Here is a 26100-nt window from a genome sequence, read left to right as displayed (position 1 = left end):
TCTTTCACCGTACCTGCTGACGAGAAGAGAGCCTCCACATCCCGCTCGGTGGCGGAATAGGGCAGGCCTCCCACATAGATGCGCTTAGACATTCTTCACTCCTTCACACAAAGAGGACGCCTAAAAGATTGATCGCCCTCTTAGGTTTCACATGCGCCTACGGCGCGTTGCAATACGGTCACACTTTCCGAACAGGAGTGGAAGCAGGCGCACCGAGGGAGATGCAATGGGGGCCGATAACTCCTCCTCACACAACCGAACCAACCGCACCCGTTCTTCAAACTGTGAAACCGTTGATATACTATACCACACCTTTCCAGAAATGTCAACAAGCCTCTTTGCCAAGCACGCCACCTGCACGGTACAAAGCGTTGAAAATCTGGGCCTGCGGATTTTCTAGTATTTGGTAACCTGTTGCGTCAGACCACCGTCCACGTAGTAGGTGCTGCCTGTTACATAGCTCGATTCGTCGCTGGCGAGAAACACGGCCACAGCAGCTACCTCCTCCGGCTTGCCAAAACGTCCCCAAGGAATTTCGCTAATAGCATTGGCCCGCGCCTGGGGGTCATCCAGCACTTGCTGGTTAATCGGTGTTGCAATGGCCCCTGGCGCAATGTTATTGACGTTGATCTGATATGGAGCAAGCTCTAAAGCCAGATTGCGCATCAACATGCGCAGCCCACCCTTAGAGGTACAGTAAGAGGCATAGCCCGGAAACGGCACATCTTCGTGTACAGAAGAGATATTGATGATCTTTCCACCCTGCCCCTGCTTCACCATCTGCCGTGCCGCTGCTTGGCAAACTAAAAACGCTCCGTATAGATTAACCGCTAAAATTTTGTTCCAGTCCTCATCGGTTAAATCTAAAAAGGGTTTTTTCATCTCGATGCCCGCGTTGTTCACGGCGATATCCAGCCGCCCAAAACGCTGCACCACCGTGGCGACCATCCCCTCTACATCTTCACGTCTGCTCACATCTCCGGGCACCGCGATGCCCGTAACCCCAAACGTTGCAACCTCCGTTTCCGCGGCTGCCTCCTGCGTGCCCACCGGCAGATAGTTCACCGCAACATGCGCCCCCTCTGCGGCGAAACGCTCCGCAATGGCCTTGCCGATTCCACTGCTCGCTCCGGTTATGAGCGCCACTTTGTCCTTCAATCGCATGAAATTTCTCCTGTCCTTAGGTCTATTTTATGAGCTAGCCTGTGTCGGCTTTGTAGTTGCGCGCCATTTCGGCTAACAGTGCATGAATGCGCAGGTTGTCGGTTAGCTCGGGGTGAAATGCCGTTGCCAGCAGGTTGCCTTGCTTCACGGCCACCACCTTATCCTGAAACTTACTGAGTACCTGCACATTCGGCCCAACCTGTGTTACATAGGGCGCCCGAATGAAAACCGCGCGCACCGGAACGATCTCCGCGCCGAAATCAAAGGGAATATCCGCCTCGAAACTCTCGATTTGGCGACCAAATGCGTTCCTGGCAACCGCAATATCCATTAAATCGAGCGTTGGCTGTTCCGGACGTCCCTCAATTGTGTGGGCCAACAATATCATGCCGGCGCAAGTGCCGTAGATGGGCATTCCAGCATGCCCTCGATCGCGAATGGCCGCATCTAAACCCGTGCGTGCCAGCAGTTTCCCAATTGTTGTGGACTCGCCGCCGGGCAGAATGAGCGCATCCACCTGTTCGAGGTCGCGTAGCGTACGCACCTCTTTGGCCGGCAAACCTAACCGTTGCACCGTTTTTAGATGCGCCTCGAAATCGCCCTGTAACGCCAAAACCCCAATTGTAATATCATTCTTCTCCTTCATGGCCTACATTATATCTCAATCTCTACCATCTCTCCAAACGGCGCCGCGATTCTCCTTCCTCCTTGATTTTTTGGAGGCTGCACAGTATACTAAACCCTGTCTGGAACGCGTACCTCGGTGGAGACCTATCGTGTCGTTTGCACTGCCCGAATATTTAGAGAGCCGACGTCATCTTGTCGAACAGGCCCTCGAACGTTACCTACCATCTCTTTCAGAGCGCCCTCAGCGTCTTCACGAATCGATTCGCTATAGTGTGCTCGCACCTGGCAAGCGCATCCGTCCCATTCTTGTCATCGCCGGCGCAGAAGCGGTGGGTGGCACGGCGGAGCAGGTTCTACCGACAGCCTGCGCTCTGGAGTGTATTCATGTCTTTAGCCTCATTCACGACGATCTGCCTTGCATGGATAACGATGACTATCGCCGTGGCCGCCCTACTAACCACAAAATCTTTGGTGAGGCCCTAGCTCTTCTTGCCGGCGATGCTCTGCTAGCATTGGCCTTCCAGCTGATCGCCGAGAATGTTGCCAGCGTGCCCCCAGAACGTGTTTTGCCTACCCTCCATCTCGTGGCAAAAGCCTCAGGCACATGGGGCATGGTTGGAGGGCAAGTGGTGGATATGGAGTCCCAAGGGCAAGACGTAACGCCCGATACCCTGCACTACATCCACTCGCATAAAACAGGGGCCCTACTTACCTGCTCGGTCGTAGCAGGGGCCACTTTGGCCGGTGGCAGCGCCTCCCAAATCGAAGCCCTCCGCCGTTATGGGGAGCATATCGGGCTTGCCTTCCAAATTGCCGACGATATTCTCGATATCGTTGGCGATCAGGAGCGTATTGGAAAACCGGTTGGGAGCGATCAGAAGCAGGATAAAGCCACCTACCCCCGCCTGTTCGGAATCGAAGAGTCGCGTCAGCGTGCACGCCATGAGATGAAAGCCGCCCTTCAACAACTGCAGGGGTTTGACGAAAAGGCAGATCCCCTCCGCGCGATTGCCCATTTCATCGTTGAGCGCGATATCTGAGAAGTTCAAGATAACTCCATCGAAACGTAGGCCGTCTTTTGAAGTGAGAAGTTTTCTCGCTCTTTCGCCATAATAATGTCATCTTCGGCGAAGCGGAAGTAAATGAGAGGTCTGGAAAGAGCTATACGGCGCTTGCGCCCCCCTATCTGTAGGCAGATGAAATCTCTTCTTCGGAGTGCTTTGCTTCTTCTGTTACTATTTATCATTAATCGTTACCCAGAAGCCGCCGAACTTGGAACTGGGTTTGTTCCTACCCCCTCTTGCATGGTTAACTTTCGTGACCTGCTGCCCCCCAACGACCACGGTTTTCTCAAGGTAGGACAGGACGGACACTTCCATTGGGCTAACGGCGCGCGCGCCCGCTTTTGGGGCATCAATGTGTCGAGCACTCGTCTCGATATTCCCGACGCACAGATACAAAACGTCGTCCGCACTTTTGCCGATTCTGGCATCAATCTCGTTCGCTTCGAGGCCATAGACAACCGTGGCTGCTTGCTAGGCCCAGAAAATGCTCCCGACTCCCTGCATTTCGATCCACACTACCTCGACCGCCTCGACCGATGGATCGCTACCCTGAAACAGTATCATATCTGCTATTACCTTGACCTTCTTGACCTGCGCAGCTTCAAACCGGGAGATGGCGTGCCCAATGCCACAGCGCTTCACCGAGGAGCACGCCCCTACGCAATGTTCGATCCCAAACTTATCCAGCTCCAGCAACAGTACGCTCACGACCTTTTATGCCACACGAATCCCTATACCGGGCTGAAACTTGTGGATGACCCCGAACTTGTCATGCTTGAAATCTGTAACGAAAGTGGTTTCTTCCTTCAGCCCGACCAGCTCGATAACCTCGTAGAACCCTATCGCACCGAGTTGAGGAAACTCTGGAATCAATGGCTTCTCGCGCGTTATGGCAATCGCGAAAAATTAGCCTCCTCCTGGGGCTATATTCAGGGTTATCCGGTTCTGCGCCCGGACGAAGACCCCAATAATAATAGCGTAGACCTCCCTCTGCTTACACCGCCTCCCACCGATCTACCCCCTAACGTCATTGATGTGCGCCACGCTCCAAAGCGCGTTCAAGACGGCGTCGAGTTTCTCTACACACTAGAGCGCTCCTACTTTCACCAAATGGTCGCCTATCTGCACGGCATCGGTGTGAAAATCCCTATCACGGCCGTCGTATCGAGCGATGCGCCGGCCGATTTGGCAGCCGTCGCCGAAGAATGCGATTTCACCGCCGAAAACTGGTACGGTGAAACCTCTTTACCCGATCCACAAAATCGCACGCTCTCTTATATCAGTAATCAAGACCCTCTCGCCAATGACAGCGGCCTTGGCTTCGCCCCCTACACAGCTACCCTCCGATGGGACAACAAGCCCGTGGTTATCCGAGAGTGGGATGTCGGCTGGCCGAATCGCTGGCGTAGCTCTTCCGTGCCGCTCGTTCTCGCTTACGCTGCCCTGCAGGATTACGACGCCGTTCTGCTGTTTGGCTATCAAACCAATAAAGGGCCGAACGATTCGAACCCGATGGCGCTTAATATGTACTCCGAACAGAGCGATCCGGCCATTTGGGGTCTCTATGCCATCGCCGCCCGTGTTTTTCTTTCAGGCCTTATTCAGCCCGCTCAAAACACCGTTACCTTCGCCTTTCCTAAACCCAAACTTTTTCAGTGGCCTTATGATACACAACTCCTTGCCCGTCTCGCGTGGTGCGTCAAGCTCAATAGCACAAGCCACCCCACTGTCAAGCCTTTGACTGTTACCCCAACAGGCACCGATCAAGACAACCAAAAACTCGATCGAATTCTTGCCTACCTCTATCATCGAGGCGCTCCTATAAACCCTAAAAGTCGCTTCACCGGTCAGTGGCTTAGCGATACTTCCCAGATTCACTTCGACTCGGTTCATCGGTTGCTAACCGTGTGCACCTCTTCGTTTGTGATGATCGCCGGCGCCTTCGAGCCAAAGAAAACCTACCGCATTGGCCCCCTCTGCCTCTCCACCACAACGCCTTATGGTGCTCTCATGGCCATCGCCCTCGATGGCAAACCCATTCGAAACTCTCAAAATCTCCTGATCAAAATGGTCTCTACTGCAGAGAACACAGGCCAGCAACTACGTCGTGCTCCCCACGGTTCACCGGCTCCCTGGGTCTTGCTCGATCCAGGGCATCCACCGGTAACCACACACGGCCAACCCGCCACGTTCCCCACCTCTGTCTGGCTTGCTCCGGCCAATCCCAAAGGTCAGGCACGCTCCTTGCTCTCTCTGCACATGCGCAACGGAACATGGGAGCTGCATGTCCGAGCGAAGAAGGCTCAACTTGCATGTGACACTCCCGAACTTCCTGTCAGTGTTTTGGGCATTCACACTCTCACAGGCATGCCCTCTCACATCATTACCTTCATTGCGCGTTGGTAACCTTTGAGCGACGAGTCCACCTAAGCCCCCGCTATCAAGCGGGAAATCGGGTACAATTCCTTCATTCGAGGATGGAGCACTTTTAAAGCATGGCATTGATCAATATTCCCGGCACCGATCTTTACCCCTCCACCATTTGCCTTGGAACGGGTGAATTCGGCACAGCCCTTGATCGTGAAACCTCCTTTCGCATTCTCGATGCCTATGTGGAGTGCGGCGGCAACTTCATCGACACCGCCCATGTCTACGGCGATTGGGTTCCTGGAGAAAGAGGCCGCAGCGAAAAGACGATCGGAGCCTGGATTCAATCGCGTAAAAACCGTGATCAGGTCATCCTTGCGACAAAAGGAGGTCACTGGGACCTCCAGTCTCCGCATGTCTCTCGCGTTACCCCAAAAGAGATTGTAAAAGACCTTGATGAAAGCCTACAGTTTCTTCAAACCGACATTATAGACCTCTATTGGCTTCATCGGGACGACCCCGACGTGCCCTACGAAGCCATCATTGAAACTCTTAACGCCCAACGCGATGCCGGTAAACTACGCTGGTTTGGCGCCTCAAACTGGAGAACCCCACGTCTGCGGGCAGCCAACGCCTATGCGAAATCGCACGGACTTCAAGGCTTCGTTGCCGACCAAGTGCTCTGGAACGCAGCGGTTCTTGCAAAATATCCTTATGGCGATCCTACGGTCGGCTGGATGGATGAAGAGCGCTTTTTCTTCCATGAGGAGACGGGCATGGCGGCCGTTCCCTTTCAATCGCAAGCTTATGGGCTTTTCCATCGCATGGCCAACGGCACCCTTCATGAGATGAACCCGGGCTTTTTGAGTTTCTATCGCCTACCCGAAACCACGCGTCGCTTCCAACGGATGCAGCGCCTGGCACAGGAAACCGGGCTTACCATCACGCAAATTGTGCTCGGCTATCTTCGAGGACAGCCGTTTCCAACCATCCCCATCGTCGGCTGCCGCAGCGTTGCGCAGGTGCGAGACAGTATGACCGCCGCCGATGTCGCGCTTACAGCCGATCAAATCCTTTTTATCGCCCACGGCTAGAAGCCCTAGCATGGTTCGGCTGCCGGCTTCTCAAAAAGGAACCGAACAAATCATTTAAGAGTAATATGATTGATGAAACATCGTGCAAAGAGAGGTTCTAGGTGGCTGCGTCACTTCTATCCGTAGGCGTTCCTGCACCGGAATTCGATATTCCTATGCCCGACGGAACAACCTGGCCGACCTCCTATTTTCGCGGCAAGAAACGGCTGGTACTTGTGTTCTATCCCGGCGATTTCACGCCAGTCTGCACCGCACAACTGTGCGCTCTGCGAGACCACTGGAACCAGATTCAGGAACATGACGCGCTCGTTGTGGGTATCAACCCCGCAAAACCCTCCAAACATCGCCTCTTCGCCGCAAAGTTTGACTTCCCTTTTCCACTGATCTCCGACTGGGGGCATAAGATAGCGAAAGCCTATGGGTGCCGCGGCTGGTTTGGTATGAATAAACGGACGGTATATATCGTGGACAAGAGAGGCCTCATCGCTTACGCCTGCCGAGGAAACCCGAACATAGCCGAACTTCTACAGGTTTTACGGTCTCTTCACGACGAACCACCCTATACAAGTGCACAAAACGGTGCGGTTCCGTCGCAAACCGCGCATATTCCTGAACCTTAAAACACAATGCAGCACAGTTACCCTGACAATATGTCTCAAACCGATAACGACGCTTCTAAGTCTATGTCGCCGCCTCTCTCTCTACACCAGGACGAGGTGCGCCCTAGTGCCATCATCGTTGGGGCAGGACTAGGTGGGCTGGCCACCGGCATTCATCTGGCCCGACATGGCTGGAAAGTCACAATTTTTGAACGAAACAGACATGCCGGCGGCAGAATGAACGTTCTAGAGGAAGCCGGTTTCCGCATTGATATGGGGCCTACCATGCTGATGATGCCCGAAGTTCTGCACGAAATTTTCTCCATCTGCAATCGCGATCCACAAGACTACCTCCCTCTTACCAAACTGTGTCCGGCCTATCGCATCTTATGGCCCGATGGCACCACCCTTGACATGGGGGTGGAGATGGACTGTCTTGTGCAGCAAGCGCGTAAAATCGAGGCGACCGACGCCGCCCGTATCCCAGCACTTCTAGCGGCCATGAAAGCAAAATACGAAAACGCCCGCTACCGTTTCATCGAACGTTCCTTCAATTCGCCTCTCGATCTGCTCCATCCTACAACGCTGGTAGGCCTCTTAAAAGCACTGCCGCTAGAATCGGTTTATCAAATGGTAAGCCGCTACCTGGCAAATGAAAAACTGCGTCAGGCTTTTAGCTTTCAAACCCTCTATCTTGGAATAAGCCCCCATCGCTGTCCTTCCATCTACGCCCTACTGCCCTATGTGGAAATGGAGTTTGGGGTGTGGTTTCCCATGGGGGGCACCTATACCCTCGCAAGGGGTCTGGAGCGGCTCTTCCTTGAACTCGGCGGTCAGATTCGCTACTGCCTGCCGGTTGAGCAGATAACGCTTCAAGGTCGCGTCGCCAAAGGAGTACGCACGAGCGACGGTTGCGAACATCTCGCTGACGCTGTCATTTGCAATCTCGATCTGCCCACCGCCTATCAGAAGCTGATCCCAAATGCCTTGCGCCGTAAATACTCCAACGCAACTCTGGCGCAAAAAGAGTATGGCTGCTCTGGCTTTCTTCTCTATTTAGGTGTTAAAGGGCTTTCGTTGTCCAACCTTCCTCATAACTCTATCGTCCTCTCAGAAAATTACGATGAAGTCCTCGAGGATATCTTTGTGAGGCGTGTTCTGCCAAACGATCCAGCCATGCACCTTTGTGTGCCCACACATACCGATCCGAACTTGGCACCGCCTGGCCATCATGTGCTCTACATCCTCGTGCCCTGCCCCAATACACAAAGTGAAATTCGCTGGGACGCCATGGCGCCGGTCCTCCGAGATCGCACCATAGGGAAATTGGAACGACTTGGTCTCATTCCCAATCTTCACAAACACATCGTGTTCGAACGATGGTTTACCCCTGCAGACTTCGAGCAGCTTTATGGCTGCTATGCCGGTGCAGCCTATGGAGGCCTAACCCCAACCTTCCTTCAATCTGCCTATTTCCGCCCTCATAGCCGCAGCGAAGAGATAGCAAACCTCTACTTCGTCGGTGCCTCTACCCACCCGGGCGGAGGGGTACCCATCGTACTCACCTCGGGAAAGTTAACGGCAGAGCTTATTAGAAAAGACTATCCCCGCGCGAAAGTCAAAACGGGCTAATGCGAAACGGCGTGCCGTGCATCTAAGTGACCCTCTTCCCTGTCTCGACAGCCCCTATGTGAGTATGGGATAAATCTACCTCTGGACGGATCAGGCTGATCAAAACATGCCCCTCTTTCGGTATCGGCAGAGGATTTTCAGCCGCTATGTGTACACGATGGTTATCTCCGATAAGAAACAGCGGGATAGCACTCTCTCCATAGTGCTGCAGATAGTCGGAGTAAGTAAACTGCGCGGTGAATGCCGTCCGCTTGATCGTGGCTCCTCGCATGAAAAGCTCTTCAAGCTGCGCGCTCGTCAGTTCTCCACGAAACAGATAGCGCCCGTAGGGGTGCACCGCTTCTTCCTTCTGCCCGCCTCTGCCCAAGCCTTCCGGCGGAAGCAGATAGACCTCGGCGCGACCGAAAACGGCTCTAAATCTCAGTACAGCAAGCGTGTTCACCTCGTGGTTAGGAGTACATGCGAGGAGCCGCCCTATACCTTCGAGGTCAAGCGTCTCTCGAGCAGTACTGGAGAGTATATTGGCTCTCAATGCCGGTAAATCCTCCATGCGAGCGCTAAGTACGTTGGTCGGGTTGGTATCTGCCAGAAGCAGCGGCAATCCCTCGGCTTTCAAAACCTTTGCCATTTCGCGTACGCCCAAGCTGGCACCTAAAAAGAGAATGCCTTGTGCCTCTTTCTGTGCCAAACCCAGCCGTATCGCCATCGCCCGTGAAGTGAATCCGGCCAACGTAACCGAACACAGAATCACCCAGAACACCGTGGGCACCAACCGCTCGGCCTCGAAGTGCCCCACACTCGCCAGCTTCAAAGCAAACACCGATGAAACCGATGCCGCCACAATTCCTCGTGGTGCCGTCCACATTAAATAAAACCGCTCAGGCCAGCGTAACGGAGAACGAAACGTACAGAGGAGCACGACAATGGGGCGTACCACAAACAGCACGAACGCGGTGTACAGTATATCCTGCGCAAAATGACCGAACATTTCGCCGGGTCTTAGCCGCGCCGCCAGCACAATAAATAACATACCTAGCAACAAGGTGCGTAAGGTCTCTTTAAACTCCACGATATGCTCGACGTTAACCACCTGTTGATTGGCTAAAGCGATGCCCATTACGACCACAGCAAGCAACCCCGATTCCGGCTGAAAATGTTCGGCCAACGCGTTTGCCGCCAGCACTAACGCAAGCGTGAAGGGGCTTTGCAGTTGATCGGGGATCCAGTAACGTTGTAGGGCTAGAACCAACAAGAGAGCAGCTACTATTCCAATACTACTTCCATAAAATAGCGTGACAAGTGTACTTTTCAACACAAAAAGCTCGGGACGATGGATGTCTACCCCGAAAACAACTTGAAACGCCAACAGCGCCAAGGCGGCCCCAATTGGGTCTATGATGATGCTCTCCCATTTCAAAATCGCCCCAACAGGCCCCTTCGGACGTACTTGCTGAAGGAGAGGCCCTATCACCGTGGGGCCGGTAACCACTAAAATGGCTCCCGTCAGCACGGCAATTGGCCAGCCCATTCCGGCAAGATAGTGTGCCCCCCATACTCCTAGCAGCCAACTTGTTAACACCCCCACACTCACCAGACTTGCCACAACCCAACCGTGTTGGCGAACCTCATGGTATTTTAGGCTTAATCCCCCTTCAAATAGCACGATGGCAACAGCAGACGAGACAAAAGGTAACAGCAGATCGCCCAAAATCCGCTCTGGACGGACAATTCCCATTACAGGCCCTGCTACAATGCCCGTAAGCAAAAGCAACAAAATAGAGGGCAGTCTCAGCTTCCAGGCCGCCCATTGGGCAAGCGTCCCCAAAAGAACGATCAGCGCAAGCTTTTCCAGCAAAACCTCGGTCATTTTACATCTTTAGGAGCAGCAATAGCCTGCACATCATCGGCCATTGTGGTCGTATATACCGTTTTGCCATCATAGGCTGGTGTCGAGAAAATATTGCCCGGACCTAGCTCATAACTCCAGAGAGGTTTTCCATCGTCGGCGTTGAGCACGGCCACATGCCCCCTTACCCCCATAATGGCCAACGAGTGCCCATCCGGTGCCAAAGACGGCGAGGAATCGTAGATGGTCTGCCCTATCGCCGACACCCATATGGGCTGCCCGTTGGCCGTACTTAACGCATAAACATTGCCTTTTGGCCCTAGCCCCGCCACAAAGATCGTTACCCCAAGCACGGTGGGTGAGGAGTAACCGAAAACGTCGTCTCCACTAGGTGCATGAACCGCCCATACTTCCTTGCCGGTCTTCGTATCGAAAGCATGAAGCACGCCGTCATCGGAACACACGTATACCTTGCCATCCCCCAATGCCGGAGCGGAGATCGCGGGAGAGAAGTAGAACAATCGCCCCACATGGTCTTCCCAACGCGGTGTGCCTGTTTTCGCATCAATCGCATAAAAGGTGTTTGCCCAGTCGCCCATATAGAAAGTGCTATCGTCGGCAGCTACCCGCGACTGAAAGAACCCATTTGCCGGTGTCGTCCACAACAGCTTTCCGGTCTTTGCATCAAGGCCGAAAATCTTCTTATTCCCACCAAAGCAAACCACACCGGCGGTAATTCCCGCCGTCGAGAAAATCGGGTCTCCCGAATCAAAGTGCCACAAAAGCTTTCCCGTACGTGCATCTAAAGCGTAGAAGTAGTGATCGGTCGAGCCGATGTAAAGGGTGCCATCCGAGATTACCGGAGAGCCTAACACGGCGCCTTTGGTTGCAAAAGACCATCGTGTCTTGCCGGTCGTGGCATTTAGCGCGTAGACTTTATGATCTAGCGAGGAAACGTAAAGGGTGTCTCCATAAAGCAGCGGAGAAGATTGAATGGCATCTCCCAAATTGATTGCCCACTCTCGTGACGGCTCTCGTGGGTCATCGCGCTCAACCTCAAAAATCAGTTCGTCGCTGTAGGTTACCTTGTTGCTTGTTGTTAAGCGCACATCGCTAGAATGTACCCCAACCGGAATCGGCGCCGTTGGGAAGACCACATGCCATATATCCCGTGAATCCTGCTCCATAGGCCGATAGGGTCCGCTGTCAATGCGGTATTCCGCACTCTCTTTCGAGGGGTCATCTTCTGGCGAACGCGGATCGAGCAGGGCAGCGATTCTGCGGCGGGCAAGATAAGGCACATCCGGGTCGTCCCAGCCGGCCCGCAACTGGGAAGGGCGTGGCGGATTGATCGGCAGGGAAGCAATCGTTACAAAAGCTCCTGGTTTTTCCGAGGAACCTCTCTCTAACGTCACCAAATCCGGGCGTACATGGACTCTACAAAAAGGCCCACCGTTATACAACGCCCCTACCATGAGGGTCTCAATGCCGTTGGTCTTCCACTCGAGATTCTGGTGGCCATGTCCGGTGAAAATCGCCACCACATTATGGCCGTTCAGTAAATGAAGCAGATCATACTCGTTGTCAACCATGCGTACATCGGGCGCATCTCGGCCGATCCAATGGTGCATGAACACAAAGATCGGGGTCTCAGGTCGAACATGTTTGAGATCGCGGGCGAGCCAGTCTAACTCACTCTGATCGAAATGCCCCCAATGTTCCAAAAGCACCGTTGTATCGAGTAAAACGAAGTGCACCCCCTCGTAATCAAACGACTGGTACAGCTTACCAAACTGCTGCTCGAAACCTTCCTTACCCAGCGGGCACCACCTCACATCGTGATTGCCCGGCACGGCGTAGAACTTGATACCGGCCTCCACAAGAGGAGCGATCGCCTCCTTGAAAGCGGCATACTCCTCCGGGCGCCCCGATTCGGTAATATCACCGGTGTCAATGACAAATGCCGGACGCGGAGACATAGCAATCGCCTGAGATACCAGGTCGCGAAGCGCTTTTGTACTCCCCTCTGCGGTCTGATGCGTATCGGTAATGTCGAGAAACACAAAATCGCGCCTCTCCTGCCCCTGTGACAGAGCTTGAATGGGGAGAAAGACCATAACCACGACAATAAGAATCGCCCCCAGCGACACATCCAGCCATCGAAAACGCATAGCATCACTCCCTTAGCTGAGAGGAAAGGAAGCCCGCCATGAACTGCATCTCGGCGGGCTTCCCTAACATCGTGTCAATCGCGCGGCAGCAGAGGTGGATCAAACCCCTTCAGGGCCTCTACCAGATTCCGCACCGATTCGGCCGAACGATGCAGAGCCTCCTGCTCTGCAGGGGTCAGCTCCACAGAAACGATCTTTTCTACGCCCGAAGCGCCGATAACTGCCGGCAACCCCAGATACAGATCATCAATGCCATACCCTCCGCCGTTCTTGCCGGTGTAGACCGAACAGGGCAAAATGCGCTTTCTATCGTTAAGAACGGAATCGATCATCTGCGCCAACGCCGCAGAAGGGGCATAGTAGGCGCTCCCTGTTTTGAGTAACGACACGATCTCCCCGCCCCCCTTGCGGGTACGCTCTACGATGGCCGCTATGCGTTCTGGAGGAATGAGCTTCTCGACAGGCACCCCACCGATATTGGTGCTTCCCAAAAGGGGAACCATATCGTCACCATGGCCACCAAGCACATAGGCGTTCACATCCGTCACACTTGCATTTGCTTCTAAAGCAAGGAACGTTCGAAAACGGGCGGTGTCGAGAATACCCGCCTGCCCGAATACGCGCCGTGGCTCGAAACCGCTAACATGCAGCGCTACGTGACACATGGCATCCAGCGGATTGGTGAGCAAAATAAGAATGCTGTTTGGAGAGCGTGCCACAACCTCCTTGGTACAGCTGCCCACAATCTCCGCATTCACCTTCAGCAGGTCATCCCTGCTCATGCCGGGCTTGCGCGGGAGGCCGCTTGTAATCACCACGATATCGCTATTGGCCGTCTCTTCCCACCCGTTCGTGCCCACAATGCGCGCATCCGAGCCGATAATGGGCATCGCCTCTTGTAAATCCAGCGCCTTTCCCTGGGGCATGCCCTCCACAATGTCGTAGAGCACGATATCCACATCGCCGCGAAGAGCCAGCCAGTGTGCCAGGGTGGCGCCGGTTTGCCCAGCTCCTACAATAGTCACCTTGCGTCGCATATTAATGCATCTCCTCTAGCTTACGGATAATGGCGTCGGCCATCTCCGAGGTACCTACGGCGGTAGGGTCGTTCCGATCTGGTTTCATGTCGTAAGTCACATACTTCCCTTCCGCGATCACGGCAGCCACAGCCCGCTCCAGACGATCTGCCGCATCGTACTCCTTCAAATGGCGCAGCATCATCATTCCGGAGAGAATAAGCGCAGTTGGGTTCACTTTGTTCATGCCCTTATATTTAGGGGCAGAGCCGTGCGTAGGCTCGAAGAGGGCGATCTCATCGCCAATGTTTGCCCCAGGCGCCACGCCTAACCCGCCCACCAAGCCGGCACAGAGATCAGATAGAATGTCACCGTAGAGGTTGGGCAGCACCAACACATCATACAGTTCCGGCTTCTGCACCAACTGCATGCACATGTTGTCTACCAGCACCTCCTGATACTCGATGTCCGGATACTCCTTGGCAACCTCCTGCCCCACGCGGAAGAAAAGACCGTCGGTATACTTCATAATGTTGGCCTTGGCGACCGCGCTCACCTTTTTCCGCTTGTAAGCCCGCGCATATTCGAAGGCGAATTTGATGATGCGACGCGACCCGGAGATCGAGATGGGCTTGATCGAGATCGCCGCATCCTCGCGAATCTTGCCGGGACCGGCCATCTCGATGATCTGCCTTGCCTCCGGCGTGCCCACATCGTACTCCACCCCCGCATAGAGGTCTTCGGTGTTCTCACGCACCACCACCAAATCCACATCGGTATACTTCGACCTTATGCCCGGGTAATACTTGCAGGGGCGCAAGCAGGCATACAGATCAAGCTCCTTCCGCAAGGTCACATTCACCGAGCGGAAGCCGGTGCCGATGGGTGTGGTGATAGGCCCTTTGAGGGCGACCTTGTTGCGTCGAATCGATTCGAGTACCGCAGGAGGAAGGGGGGTTCCCACCTTCTCCATAATATCTATGCCGGCATCCTGGATGTCCCAATTAAACGGAACTCCGGTTGCCTCAAGCACACGCCGAGCGGCCTCCACCAGTTCGGGGCCGGTTCCATCTCCACGAATAAGCGTTACATTGTAAGCCAATTCACAGAACTCCTCTTTCCGTAGTGTTGATTATTTAAAATCGTTAGACGAGCCTTTACGACTCTCTTAAGGGTCTATCGGGACGTCGCGCCATAGCCAGCGCAGGGTACTTGGCAAGATCGCCTCGCCCTGTGCGCCGCTATGAAATCCCTCCCCGAACACAAACTCATAGTCGTAGCCCTTAAACGCTAACGCCTTGGCCATCTGTTGGTTGCATAAAGGCCAATTGCCCGCAATGTTGTCGAGATCGTGCGAGCCGTCCTGCAAAAAGACGCGAATGGGCTTTTTCGGAAGTCGGCGAATTAAGAAAGGATAGTTATGCCCACCCTCAACCAGAGTTTTCCCCGCTGCCAGATCGGTAAAACTACCAACCCACGACATTACCTTACTAAACTGATCGGGGCGGTTCCATGCCACCGTGAAGGCGCAAATGCCTCCGCTGCTTATGCCCGCAATGGCTCTGCTCGCCGCATCCTCACGCAACCTTACGACCTTCTCGACCGCAGGGAATATCTCCTCCAACAGAAAACGCGTGTATTGGTCGGACAGGGTGTCATACTCGAAACTACGCTCCTCACCGGCACTTATATGGTTGTCGGGAAAATGACCGGGGTCAACGAAAATCCCCACGGTAATCGGCATCTCACGCTTGGCAATAAGGTTGTCAAAAACGTTGGGAACAAAGTTCTTGTAGTAGCCTCCATCCTGAAATACCATCACACAGGCAGGATGTTCCGGCGTGTACTCGGCCGGAACATAGATCCACCAGTTGCGCACCGTGCCCGCAAAGATGCTGCTGTGCCACTCCGGCATCTGGATCAGCTTTCCATGGGCGACGTGAGGGTCGTAGTTTGTCTCCGGCTCCTTTGTATAGACCTCTAAATTCCCGGAGCGTTTTCGCTGCCCGTTCACTTCATAGGTCCAAATCATACCGGCCCCATTGGGCAAATCCACCACCGCCGCGTAGATGGGGGTTTGCCCAATGCGTTGCAGCGGAATGGTATATCGCCCGTTATCCGAAACCACTTTCGGCGGCACGGTGGCATCGGCGGCCTCAATCGCCCAGGCGGTTGTTAGGCCTTCCACTCGTGGAGGAGCCCCATCCTTTATCTCCGTAGAACCAAACCAGTTTCGCACCTGCTCGGCCAGTTGTTCCGCCGCCGCACCGGTTGGATTGTCTGCTAGGCGCTGCTTTAAGAGGAGAGGGGTAAGATTATCAGCATAGGCCATAGATATAAGGCACTCAGCACAGAGAAGCAATGCCATCAAAAAGAAAACATACCATAATCCACTTTTCCTCACTCGGCTCTCCTCGGTTAGGGTATTGTTCTCAAAAGCGATATTCTCCCTCAGACATTCCAATCCTCGGTCTCATCAATGGGAGTTACGGTAATGCCCAAATCGCGCAGATAGTTCATGGCCGCCTCTAAATCTTCCGCAGTGCCGTCCAGCTCCAACGCGATCCAGCCCCCCACACGACTGTCTATCTGAGCACGACGTATATTGGGCACCAACCGAAATTCGGTAACGAGATGATAAACCACCGGCTCGGCCACTCGATTCAACGGATAGTCCAACCGCACACGCACCGAACGCTTCGCTGTCATTCTGCTCGCCTCCTTAACCGCGCTTGCCACACCTCGATAGGCGATCCGCTGGGCGCGACAAAAGCCCAATGTCTGTTGCGCATTCATTGTACCCTACCTTTAGGAACGTTCCTTTTCCCCTTCGCTTCTCAACTCTCTCAGCACCCTTAAGACCTCGGCAACGCTCCATGCCTGCGCAATGCAACCGTTTGGACGCTGTGGTTCACTACCATCATAGATTTCCGGCAACGATCCCACCCCATAAACCTCCATCTGTGTGGACAATGGCAGCAGCGCCCTACGCGCCTCCTCCCTGCTACCCGTCACCTTCCATACCGCCTCGGCAAAAGCCCCCAACAACCAAGGCCAAGCCGTCCCCTGATGATAGGCTGTATCCCTATGCCACACATCCCCTTCATAGCGTGGGGCATAGTGCGGGTCGTCCGGTGCAAGCGTCCGCAGGCCAAACGGTGTTAGCAATTGGCTCTGTACCGTGCGCAGTATCGCCTGCGCGGTGGGGTGCGAGGCACTGAACAGCGGAAACGGCAGACTTAAAGCAAATATCTGGTTAGGTCGAATAGCCCCATCTGGCTCGCCATGCGGCGGCGTGTCGAGCACATCGTACAGCCCAAGCCCATCGCCCCGGGCAAAGCGACCTTGAAAACCCTCCCTCGCTCTTTCGGCCTCCTCGTCGTAGCGCTGGGCATCGATCGTTTTGCCCATGCTTCGCGCGATGTCGGCCACACATCGAAGCGCATTGTACCAAAGGGCATTAATCTCCACCGGCTTACCGATACGCGGCGTCACCACATAGTCACCCACTTTGGCGTCCATCCAGGTTAGCTGCACCCTCTCCACCCCCGCATAGAGGAGGTGATCGCGCGTATCTACATGGATGTTATAGCGCGTGCCCTTCCGATAACCCTCTATAATCGCTTGAAGAGCCGGCCATAGCTCCTCAAGAAATGCGCTCTCCTGCCCCGTTTTGTGGACGCGCCAAACGGCGAGAATAAACCATAAGGAGGCGTCTACCGTGTTATATTCCGGCTGCGAACCCACATCGGGAAAGCGATTTGGAATCATGCCTTGATCTACGAACTGCGCAAAACTCCGTAAAATAGCGCGTGCAAACGGCACCTTTCCGGTCGTTAAGCAGAGGCCGGGAAGGGCGATCATCGTATCACGTCCCCAGTCGGTAAACCAGTGGTATCCGGCTATAACCGTCGCACGCCCCTCCGGCGGTTCTACAAGGAAGTCGCGCGTTGCAAGCACTAAACGCGCCTCAAAAGCATCGGCATCGAGACACTGTGTCAGCAAAAGCTGCTGTTCCTCGCCTACCGCATCTAGGCTCTCTGCCGGTGTGGGCAGATCAAGCGGTTCAATACCTCCCTCCACCACAAGGGGTTGATCAGAAGAGATCGGTAGGGTGAAGACTCCAGGCGAAAAAAGGTCTTCGCAAAAGTCAAGCCCTCTCTCCTGCTCACGAGGATGCAGGAAACGGTAGTACCAACAGGCATTTGCGGAGAAAGAGGCCGCCTCATAAGGCTGTCCATCCCTTCTACAAAGGCGCAGATGAAGCGGCACCGGCGCCTCCGTTATCCCCTCGATCTGTGGCAAACGCAATCGTAAGCAGCGATTCGTTTCACACCATATCGCCAGAGGTGTAGAGGAGGTGGCAGCCATCTCGGAATGATAGTCTCGCCAGGCCAACAGAGGCACAAGCTCCAACCGCATCTCCACATCCGCCGGCGCTTCCGAAACGGAATAGGCCACATACACCGCATTGTGCCCCCTCGGCATCCACACCTGTTTACCGATTTTAATGCCTTCATCAACGCGCCACGTCCAGGAGGGTGCAGGCAACATACGCCACTCCTCGAGCCACCGATACCCCGTCGGGTGCGTTGTGCCCGGATAAAGGTTGGCAGAAAGCTCAAACCGCTCCTCTCGGTCTCCCCGTTTCACAACCAATGTCTCTTCAAGCTTTGAAAGGAGCACACATCTACCAACCGGTGGCTTGAGAGCGGCCACTAAAAGCGCATGATACCGACGGGTATTTGCGTTTGCCAGCGTCGCCGAACTGTACCCTCCTATACCGTTCGTTACCAACCACTCACGCTTCATCGCCTCGGTTTCGTTTTGGAGCAACGCTGCATCGAACACAATATCGCTCTTCCCCAACACACCCTCGCTCATCCTTTCCCTCCCTGAAAAAAAATTACAGCTCCTCTTTCCTGAGGAGCTGCTGGTAAACTTCAAAATCGAGGCAGGAAAATCCTGCTAATTTTCCGTGTCTATCGCCACCGCCTATCCGTGCCAGTCAACGTCGGTAACCTCTTTTGCGTGCGCGATGATGAAGTCACGACGCGGCTCGACCTTATCGCTCATGAAGATATCGAACAGCTCGATAGCGGCAGTGAGGTTTTCCGAGTCGATCTGCACACGCGCCAATTGGCGCTTGTTGGGGTCCATGGTCGTTTCGGCGAGGTCGCTTGCGTCCATCTCTCCCAGCCCTTTAAAACGCTGAACCACCACATCTCTTCGCCCTCGCAACGACTTCAAAATGCGGTCTCGCTCGGCCTCATCTTTGGCGTAGTACTGCTCATTGCGCCCCACCTTTATGCGATAGAGAGGTGGCTGCGCCACATAAACATGGCCTTCTTCGATGAGCGGACGCATGTAGTACCAGAAGAAGGTAAGCAGCAGCGTGCGAATATGGTCGCCATCCACATCCGCATCGCTCATGAGGATGATCTTATCGTAGCGTAGTTTCGAGAGATCAAAGCCCTTTCCGTTTCCGTTCTTCTCCTCTTCGGCCTCCCCGTTCTCCTCTTCGCCGTAGGTAATGCCGGTACCTATCGCGGTGATGATGGCGCGTATCTCCTCGTTTTCAAGCACCTTATCCACCCGCGTCTTGCCGGCGTTCAACACTTTTCCTCTCAGGGGAAGGACGGCCTGTGTGCGCCTATCGCGCCCCTGCTTTGCCGAGCCACCTGCCGAGTCGCCCTCTACGAGGAAAAGCTCGCACTTGCTTGGGTCGCGCTCGGTGCAGTCGGCCAGCTTACCGGGCAGGGAGTGCGTCTCGAGAGCGCTCTGGCGCTTCACCAGTTCGGCCGCCCGTCGAGCCGCCTCACGCGCCCGCTGGGCGGTAAGCGCCTTCTCGATAATGCGCCTGGCAACCGAGGGGTTCTCCTCCAAATACTCCGCCAGTTTCTCGCCCACCACCGAGTTCACCGCCCCCTCCACGTCCGGGTTGCTCAGCTTAACCTTTGTTTGCGACTCGAACTGTGGGTGATGAAGCTTCACCGAGATAACCGCAGAAAGCCCCTCCCGCACATCATCGCCCGTGAGGTTGGCATCCTTTTCCTTCAAAAGCCCGGCCTTGCGCGCGTAGTTGTTCAACACACGGGTAAGCCCCGTCTTAAACCCGGAGAGGTGGGTGCCGCCATCGGGAGTGTTGATGTTGTTGGCAAACGTCAAGATCGTATCTTGGTAGCCCATGTTATACTGAATGGCGACTTCCACAATAATGGTTTCGCGAATCCCGTTGAAATAGATGGGCTTGTGCAACGGCTCCTTCGTCTCGTTAAGATGCTGCACGAATTCGGCCAGCCCCTTGGGATAATGAAACACCTTCGTCTCCGGCATGGGCAACTTGCCAGGCTCTACGTCCGTTGGAAGGTCGCGCTCGTTGGTGAAGGTTAAAGTGACCGTGGGATTGAGATAGGCTAGCTCCCGCAAACGCCGCTCGATGCGCTCGGCGTCGTACTGATGCTTTCCGAAAATCTCCGGGTCTGCATGCCAACGAACCAGCGTGCCGTGCTCACTCGGCTTGGCCGTGCCGATGACCTTCAGGGGAACCGTTGTTACCCCTCTTTCAAAGCGAATATAGTAGACCTTCTTATCGCGCCATACCGTCACTTCCAACCAATCGGATGTCGCGTTCACGCAAGACACGCCTACACCGTGCAGCCCACCAGAAACCTTGTAGGCTCCGCTATCGAACTTTCCTCCCGCATGAAGCCGAGTGAGAGCCAATTCCACCCCGGGCATGTTGTACTCTCGGTTAATGTCTACCGGGAAGCCACGGCCGTTGTCTCTCACGGAGACGGAACCATCCGCGTGAAGGGTTACATCAATGCGGTTGCAGTAGCCCGCCAACGCCTCATCAATCGCGTTATCGCTTACCTCCACGAAAAGATGATGAAGCCCCTTCGCATCGGTACTCCCGATGTACATGGCCGGGCGACGGCGAACGGCCTCTAGTCCCTCCAAAACCTGAATCTGATCGGCACTATAGCTACCCGTTACGCGCCCAATTGCGCTCAGCTCTTCCTCGGAAACCGAAAGTATCTTCTCCTCTTCCTTCTCAAGTGCCATGCACAACTCCTCTCACACATTCTAAATCTTCGCAAGCACGGACATAGTATAGCATAAAAGTAGACAAAAGTAAATATATTCGATTGCTACCTCTGCCAATATCGCCTAGGCCACAGGGTGCGGCAGCCTTCCAAGAAAAAATACGCAATTGAGTCAATGCATATTAGCAGATCGGGGTGTTCTTAGGAAGCAGGATTTTTCGCTAGCCTTCTAGAAATAAGAATAACCTTGGTACACCTGCCAAACTGCTGGGAACCGTAAACAGGCCTTCCCTACAAAGACGCCAAACGGTTTCAGCGCACCAACCACACGCTTTCAAAACTTTTGGAGCTGTAGCTTATGCATCTACACACATTAGAGCTTGAGGGAGATAAGCTGTCTGCAAGCGCAACGCGAAGCGTTCTGCAGCACTTTCATGATGCCGGCTTCGTTGCCATCTCCGGGCTTTACACCCCCCAACAGATCGAGCGGTTGGCTCAGGCCTTCCAAAAGGCTCTCGAACGGCATATCCAGGCACACGGCGGTCTCGAGCAGCTTAACAAGAAGGCGTTCGGGAAAAACCATATCGGCTTCTTTCCACCGCTCGTTGCCCCCTTCGCCAACGTCGAATTTGTGGCACATCCACTGCTTATCCCGCTCTTAGAAAAGCTGCTCGGCCCCGATTTCATCTGTTGCTTCTATCATACCAACACGGCCTACCCCGGCTCAGAGCTACAGCCGGTACATCGCGATCACCCTCCCATTTTTGGGTCGGCGCTTCCGGTTCCCCATCCGCCAACGCATATCGTCCTCAACGTTCCTCTATGTGACTTCAACGAGGAAAACGGTAGCACAGAGGTATGGCCGGGCACGCATCTCATCGTAGACTCCTCTGCGGAGGAGGCCGCCCAACTTGAAAGCCGGGCTGCTGCAATGCCCTCGGTGCGAATGAATGTGCCCTTAGGCTCCGCTGTGCTCAGAGACCTTCGTACGTGGCATCGAGGCATGCCCAACCGTTCCCCTCACCCGCGCCCCATGTTGGCCATCGTCTACCAGCGCGCCTGCACCCACGCGGAACCGGTGACCATTCCCAAAGCCACCTGGGAAAGCTGGCCGGAACGGGTGCGCCAGATTTATCGCCGCAACCGCATCGAGTAGAAACCATGCGCTACACCCCTCCTCTGCTCATCGCACTGCGTGTGGCGCTAGGCCCTACCCTCCTTTGGCTGACCCACATCGGCGCCCCTTCCGGCTGGATTGCCTTAGCGCTCCTTGTGGCCTTTATCTCCGACATCTTTGATGGCGTCATCGCCCGCCAGCTCAAAATCGCGACGCCCGCCCTCCGCATAGCCGACAGTCGTGCCGATGCCTGGTATTTTGGCTGGATACTCCTCACTCTTTGGCAGACACGACGCCAGCTTCTCCGGCCCTATCTTTTCTGGATTGCGCTCCAACTTGGTCTCCAGATTTTCTCCTATCTTTACGACTATGTTAAATATCGCCGCATCACCTCCCTACATGCCTATAGCGCAAAACTTTGGGGCATTACTCTCTTTCTCGCCATCTATGCCCTTTTGATCTATCGGAGTGCCTCCCCCTGGATAGGTTTAGCCATCGGAGCAGGTATTATAAGCTTTGTTGACGCTTTGGCGATAAAACTGCTTCTGCCGGGCTGGCAGCACGATGTTGCGAGCTGTTTTCACGCCTACCGTCTACGCCGCTCTCAATCCGGTTGAAGATGTCCTAACAGATGCGTATCGTTAGTTACAATATGCACGGCGGTTTTGGTGTTGATGGACGTTTTTCCATCTCCCGCATCGCCTCCCACCTAAACCAGTTGCGAGCCGATGTCATCTGCCTTCAGGAAGTCCACGCCTTCCTTCCGCATTCTCGGTTCTCCAACCAGCCTCGCCGTCTCGCCCATGAGCTTCAAATGCGCCTCTGTTTCCAACGCTGTTTCGGCCTCTGCTTCTGGGGGTTCGGCAACGCCATTGCCTCACGCTGGCCTGTCCTCGAAGTCTATCACCACCGTCTCCCTTCTCAACGCGAGCCACGTGGGGCGCTTGAATGCCGCCTCCAAACCCCCGTTGGCCCCATTACCGTCTTCAATACGCACTGGGGACTTCAGCCCTCCGAGCGGATTCGGCAAGCGAAAGTGCTCTCAAAACACCTAAAGCGTACCCCCTCCCCTTACCTGCTCTGCGGTGATTTAAACGACCACCCCGAATCCCTTCCCGTCCATATCCTTTTGGAAAATACACCGCTTCAGGATGCTTCCATGCTATCGGCGCCCTTCGCGACCTTTCCCGCTTTTAACCCGCAAGTGCGCATAGACTACATTTTTCACACCCCTAACTTTCGCGTGCTCGGCGCGGAACGGGTTATCTGGCTTGCATCCGACCATCTGCCGGTCATTGTGGATTTGGCCTTCCTGCCCGAAAAGAACGTTACTTTTAGAGGAGTAGACCTGTGAAATCGAACGGCCGCCCCCTTTGCGCTACCGCCTTCCTGGCCTTTTGGATCGCATCGGCTTCTCGCGCCCAAAACCTGCCGCCTGTAAACCCTCAAGCGCTTACTACGCAGTTCACCGAAACCATCACCCTGCAGCCGCCATGCCTTGAAATAAAACAGATACGACTATGGATACCGATTCCGTCTGATGGCCCTCGGCAACGCATTGTGCAGCTCTCCATCCACGCCCCGGTGCCCTACCGTCTCACCCAAGAGGGGCGCTATCACAACCGGATGGCCTATCTCGTTTTCGATCATCCCAACCAACAACCCATCTCGGTTGAGGTAAGTTGGGTCGTTACACGCTATGCCTCTCCTCAGTTGCCATCGGAGCGAACTGTTCCATCGCTCTCTGCCCTGTTTCTGCAGCCGGATCGGCTTGTGCCTGTCGGAGGCACTTACGCCGCTCTCGCCCGCCAACAGACCGTTTCCGCCTCCACCCCTTACGATAAAGCCAAGCGCATTTTCGCCTACGTTACACAACACTTTCGTTATGACTATAGCGACTCCTCACCTGAGTACGGTAAGGGGGACGTGGCCTTTGTTTGTAGCTACAAAAAAGGCAACTGTTCCGATATTCACAGTGTGCTGGTCTCTCTTCTGCGCAGCCTCGGTATTCCGGCCTATATCGCCTTTGGGTTTCCTCTCACCGGCATTCCGGCCCCTATCCCTCTACCTACCGAAGGCACCATCGGCGGATACCATTGTTGGGTTTGGGCCGACGTTCCGCACAGGGGCTGGATGCCGATGGATGCCGCGGATGCGATTCGATGGAACGACCACGGCTACCCTCAAATGGCCAACAAGCTTTTCGGGGCTCTCTTCCTGCCTCGAACCGCTGTAGATATGTCTCGAGGACGAGACATCGTGCTCTCACCCCCTCAAAAGGCCGGCCCATTAAACTACTTCATCTATCCCTACGCCGAAGCGGATGGAAAAGCCCTACCTGTAAACTGGCATCTTCAATTTAAGGTTCTGTTGTGCTCACCCTCCGGCTCTTCTAGCTGAAGTTTGCTCTGCCTCCATTCACACCCCAACACAGCAATAGCGTCCTCCTAACCGTCAGGTAGGTTAGGAGGATGTGATGCCCTAGGGCAGCTCCTCTCCGAACAGAACAGCGGAACCTCCCTGCCCGTAAGCCGCAACGGCAACCTACCCGGCTTTAGCTACCGACATCTCTACGACGCCGTAGGCAACCCTACCCAACTGCGCACACAAGCCTTCGGCTATAACCCCGACAACCAGAACACCGCATGGACTTACGACCCCAACGGCAACCCCGTCTTAACAGGCTCCTACCAGTTGGCCTGGAACGCACGCAACCAGCTTCAGTCTATTATCAACGCCGGTCAGCAACAGATCACCTACGATGAAGACCCCTTCGGCCAGCGAATCGCCAAGCACACCCCGTCCGGCACGCGCTACTTCCTTAACCTCGGCATCTCGCCCCTTTGCGAGCTTGACGGTAACGGGAACATCGTAGCCATCAACACCTGGGGGCCAAACGGCCTTTGCGCCCGCCACAGCGAAGGCGCCGACCGCTTCTACGCCTTCGATCCCTTCGGCAACTGCATTGCCGAAACCTACGGTGGCATCCTCAACGGCCCTGTTAGCTACGATGCCTACGGTTACTGCTACGGCGGCCCTCTAGACCTTTCAGACCCCTACGCCGGCTTCGGAGGCCAATGGGGCTACTATCGGGACGCCGAAACCGGTCTCTATCGCCTCGGTGCCCGCTACTACGACAGTTTCAGCGGTCGCTTCCTCAGTCGTGACCCCTTAGGCTATGCCGGCAGCCTTAACCTCTACGGCTACGCCGCCAATAACCCCCTTGCCTTCATTGACCCTACTGGAATGAGCTATTGGGGAGATGTTGGACGTTTCCTCGCCGGAGAAGCAGAAGGAGGAGCCGAGACCGTCCTCTGTATGACACATCCCGAAGCCTGCCCTGGTCTAGGTAACCTTATGTCCTTAGCCTTGCATTGTGGTATCGGCTGTGTTCCTGCTGCGCTCCTTAATGGGTTAAAGAATGCCATCAACACGCTTTCCATGGCCAACGATCCCGAAGCCTGTGGTCGGATTGTTGGGAGTTTATTAGCAGGGGCTGCAGCCCCGGCGGCAGGAGAAGCCTCCGCGGTGGGAGGTCTTGCGAGCGAGGCAGGAGATTTGGCCGGTGCTGCTGGAGATGCTGTGGGAGCACTGAGCTGCCCCGTGGAAGCCCCACCATCGCTTAGTGCTACGGCACTACCAAGAACATTCTCTGGGCCAGATGTACCGCCTGAGTTACAAGGGCAGCCCGTTCCGCAGTTTCATTTCGACCGCCCGAATGCGCCCTTTCAAGGATTACCAGAAGAAAGTGAGTGGGAACAAATAGGCCTGAAGGGCAACTGGTTTAAAAAACCTAACGGTCCTTCTCTGCACCCTGATTCGAATCATTCATTGCATGGCCCCCACTGAGACCTTCAATACAGAACACCCGACGTTAAATTCCGCCTCTACCCAGATGGTAGAATAGAAATTGATACATAAAACCACACAACCAAAATGCCCTATGCTCTCGCTCATACCCCAAACACTACCCTTCCTGAAAACAAAACGCTTTTTTAAAAAACACATCTTTAGTGGAGTGTTCCTCCCTCCAGGAGATGCCTTCGGCGCTGCCTTCCTCCGATACAATGCTTTCGAGAAAGGAACCTTCTACACCTTCGTGCCCCAAAACTTCCAACCCTCCTCCCTTTGGTGGGAAACCGCTGACTATGAAGATGCCCTCTTCTATGAATGGGAAAAACAGGGACTAGGCCAAGCCCACTTCCAACAACTTCAAACACGCGCCCAACAATGGCTCCAATCTCATCCTCAGGCCTGCCTTCTCTATCAATATAACTGGTATTACCTCGAAAAGGACTACCAAGAACCGGCACTGATGGCCCTCACCTATGATAAGGAGCTTTACATGCTCCTG

The 26100-nt window shown here is 54.7% G+C and carries 21 protein-coding genes and 1 pseudogene; 11 read left to right on the top strand and 11 right to left on the bottom strand.

The genetic code is table 11. The annotated features are described in order from the left end of the window. The 3 genes and pseudogenes from VKV29_RS10140 to pdxT all read right to left on the bottom strand — a co-directional run. A pseudogene (locus tag VKV29_RS10140) lies at nt 1–92 on the bottom strand (RNA-binding protein); the annotation flags it as partial. Nucleotides 93–396: 304 nt separating this feature from the next. Then, nucleotides 397–1164, bottom strand: a complete 768-nt coding sequence (locus VKV29_RS10135; protein WP_324201188.1) for an SDR family oxidoreductase — start codon at nt 1162–1164, stop codon at nt 397–399. Between the two features lie 34 nt (nt 1165–1198). Then, nucleotides 1199–1810, bottom strand: a complete 612-nt coding sequence (gene pdxT / locus VKV29_RS10130; protein WP_324201187.1) for a pyridoxal 5'-phosphate synthase glutaminase subunit PdxT — start codon at nt 1808–1810, stop codon at nt 1199–1201. Between the two features lie 130 nt (nt 1811–1940). Between pdxT and VKV29_RS10125 the strand changes: the two genes are divergently transcribed. The 5 genes from VKV29_RS10125 (at nt 1941) to VKV29_RS10105 (ending at nt 8547) form a co-directional block, all read left to right on the top strand. Further along, on the top strand, nt 1941–2831 hold the full coding sequence (locus tag VKV29_RS10125; RefSeq protein WP_324201186.1) for a farnesyl diphosphate synthase: 891 nt from the start codon (nt 1941–1943) through the stop codon (nt 2829–2831). A gap of 180 nt (nt 2832–3011) precedes the next feature. Continuing rightward, nucleotides 3012–5261 carry a hypothetical protein gene (locus VKV29_RS10120; RefSeq protein ID WP_324201185.1) on the top strand — a complete coding sequence of 750 codons (2250 nt, stop codon included), beginning with the start codon at nt 3012–3014 and terminating at the stop codon, nt 5259–5261. 89 nt (nt 5262–5350) lie between these two features. After that, nucleotides 5351–6316, top strand: a complete 966-nt coding sequence (locus VKV29_RS10115) for an aldo/keto reductase (protein ID WP_324201184.1) — start codon at nt 5351–5353, stop codon at nt 6314–6316. 101 nt (nt 6317–6417) lie between these two features. Next, nucleotides 6418–6936 carry a peroxiredoxin gene (locus VKV29_RS10110; RefSeq protein ID WP_324201183.1) on the top strand — a complete coding sequence of 173 codons (519 nt, stop codon included), beginning with the start codon at nt 6418–6420 and terminating at the stop codon, nt 6934–6936. A 63-nt stretch (nt 6937–6999) separates the two neighbouring features. Beyond that, nucleotides 7000–8547: a phytoene desaturase family protein gene (locus VKV29_RS10105; RefSeq protein WP_324201182.1), complete on the top strand. Its 1548-nt coding sequence runs from the start codon at nt 7000–7002 to the stop codon at nt 8545–8547. A gap of 22 nt (nt 8548–8569) precedes the next feature. Here VKV29_RS10105 and VKV29_RS10100 read toward each other — a convergent pair whose 3' ends face one another. From VKV29_RS10100 to gyrB, 8 genes are all read right to left on the bottom strand, one after another. After that, the gene (locus VKV29_RS10100; RefSeq protein ID WP_324201181.1) at nt 8570–10414 is read right to left on the bottom strand and encodes a sodium:proton antiporter; all 1845 of its coding nucleotides are present in this window, start codon (nt 10412–10414) and stop codon (nt 8570–8572) included. Beyond that, nucleotides 10411–12564, bottom strand: a complete 2154-nt coding sequence (locus VKV29_RS10095; RefSeq protein ID WP_324201180.1) for a PQQ-binding-like beta-propeller repeat protein — start codon at nt 12562–12564, stop codon at nt 10411–10413. The genes VKV29_RS10100 and VKV29_RS10095 overlap by 4 nt, the downstream gene beginning before the upstream one ends. Nucleotides 12565–12638: 74 nt before the next feature. Then, nucleotides 12639–13601, bottom strand: a complete 963-nt coding sequence (gene mdh, locus VKV29_RS10090; RefSeq protein WP_324201179.1) for a malate dehydrogenase — start codon at nt 13599–13601, stop codon at nt 12639–12641. A gap of 1 nt (nt 13602) precedes the next feature. Continuing rightward, a complete protein-coding gene (locus VKV29_RS10085) occupies nt 13603–14682 on the bottom strand; it encodes an isocitrate/isopropylmalate dehydrogenase family protein (RefSeq protein ID WP_324201178.1) in 1080 nt (359 codons plus the stop codon). 66 nt (nt 14683–14748) lie between these two features. After that, nucleotides 14749–15912, bottom strand: a complete 1164-nt coding sequence (locus VKV29_RS10080) for an alpha/beta hydrolase (RefSeq protein ID WP_324201177.1) — start codon at nt 15910–15912, stop codon at nt 14749–14751. A 119-nt stretch (nt 15913–16031) separates the two neighbouring features. Next, nucleotides 16032–16289, bottom strand: coding sequence for an NIL domain-containing protein (locus tag VKV29_RS10075; protein WP_324201176.1), 258 nt, complete (start codon nt 16287–16289; stop codon nt 16032–16034). Nucleotides 16290–16388: 99 nt separating this feature from the next. Beyond that, nucleotides 16389–18464 (bottom strand): amylo-alpha-1,6-glucosidase, encoded by a 2076-nt coding sequence (locus tag VKV29_RS10070; RefSeq protein ID WP_324201175.1) that lies wholly within the window; start codon nt 18462–18464, stop codon nt 16389–16391. Nucleotides 18465–18575: 111 nt separating this feature from the next. Beyond that, complete coding sequence (gene gyrB, locus VKV29_RS10065; RefSeq protein ID WP_324201174.1) at nt 18576–20648, bottom strand: DNA topoisomerase (ATP-hydrolyzing) subunit B; 2073 nt, start codon at nt 20646–20648, stop codon at nt 18576–18578. A gap of 339 nt (nt 20649–20987) precedes the next feature. On the opposite strand from gyrB, the gene VKV29_RS10060 reads away from it, so the two are divergent. The 6 genes from VKV29_RS10060 to VKV29_RS10035 form a co-directional block, all read left to right on the top strand. Then, the gene (locus VKV29_RS10060; RefSeq protein ID WP_324201173.1) at nt 20988–21785 is read left to right on the top strand and encodes a phytanoyl-CoA dioxygenase family protein; all 798 of its coding nucleotides are present in this window, start codon (nt 20988–20990) and stop codon (nt 21783–21785) included. A 5-nt stretch (nt 21786–21790) separates the two neighbouring features. Then, a complete protein-coding gene (locus tag VKV29_RS10055; protein WP_324201172.1) occupies nt 21791–22363 on the top strand; it encodes a CDP-alcohol phosphatidyltransferase family protein in 573 nt (190 codons plus the stop codon). 14 nt (nt 22364–22377) lie between these two features. Further along, nucleotides 22378–23100, top strand: coding sequence for an endonuclease/exonuclease/phosphatase family protein (locus tag VKV29_RS10050; RefSeq protein ID WP_324201171.1), 723 nt, complete (start codon nt 22378–22380; stop codon nt 23098–23100). Next, nucleotides 23097–24146: a transglutaminase domain-containing protein gene (locus VKV29_RS10045; protein ID WP_324201170.1), complete on the top strand. Its 1050-nt coding sequence runs from the start codon at nt 23097–23099 to the stop codon at nt 24144–24146. The genes VKV29_RS10050 and VKV29_RS10045 overlap by 4 nt, the downstream gene beginning before the upstream one ends. A gap of 294 nt (nt 24147–24440) precedes the next feature. Continuing rightward, nucleotides 24441–25595, top strand: a complete 1155-nt coding sequence (locus VKV29_RS10040) for an RHS repeat-associated core domain-containing protein (protein WP_324201169.1) — start codon at nt 24441–24443, stop codon at nt 25593–25595. Nucleotides 25596–25845: 250 nt separating this feature from the next. Next, a partial coding sequence (locus VKV29_RS10035) for a hypothetical protein (protein WP_324201168.1) occupies nt 25846–26100 on the top strand: 255 nt, incomplete at its 3' end.

It is taken from the genome of Chthonomonas sp., assembly GCF_035294165.1.
In the GTDB taxonomy this organism is placed as follows: Bacteria; Armatimonadota; Chthonomonadetes; order Chthonomonadales; family Chthonomonadaceae; genus Chthonomonas.
This window is presented reverse-complemented; position numbering and strand designations above follow the sequence as displayed.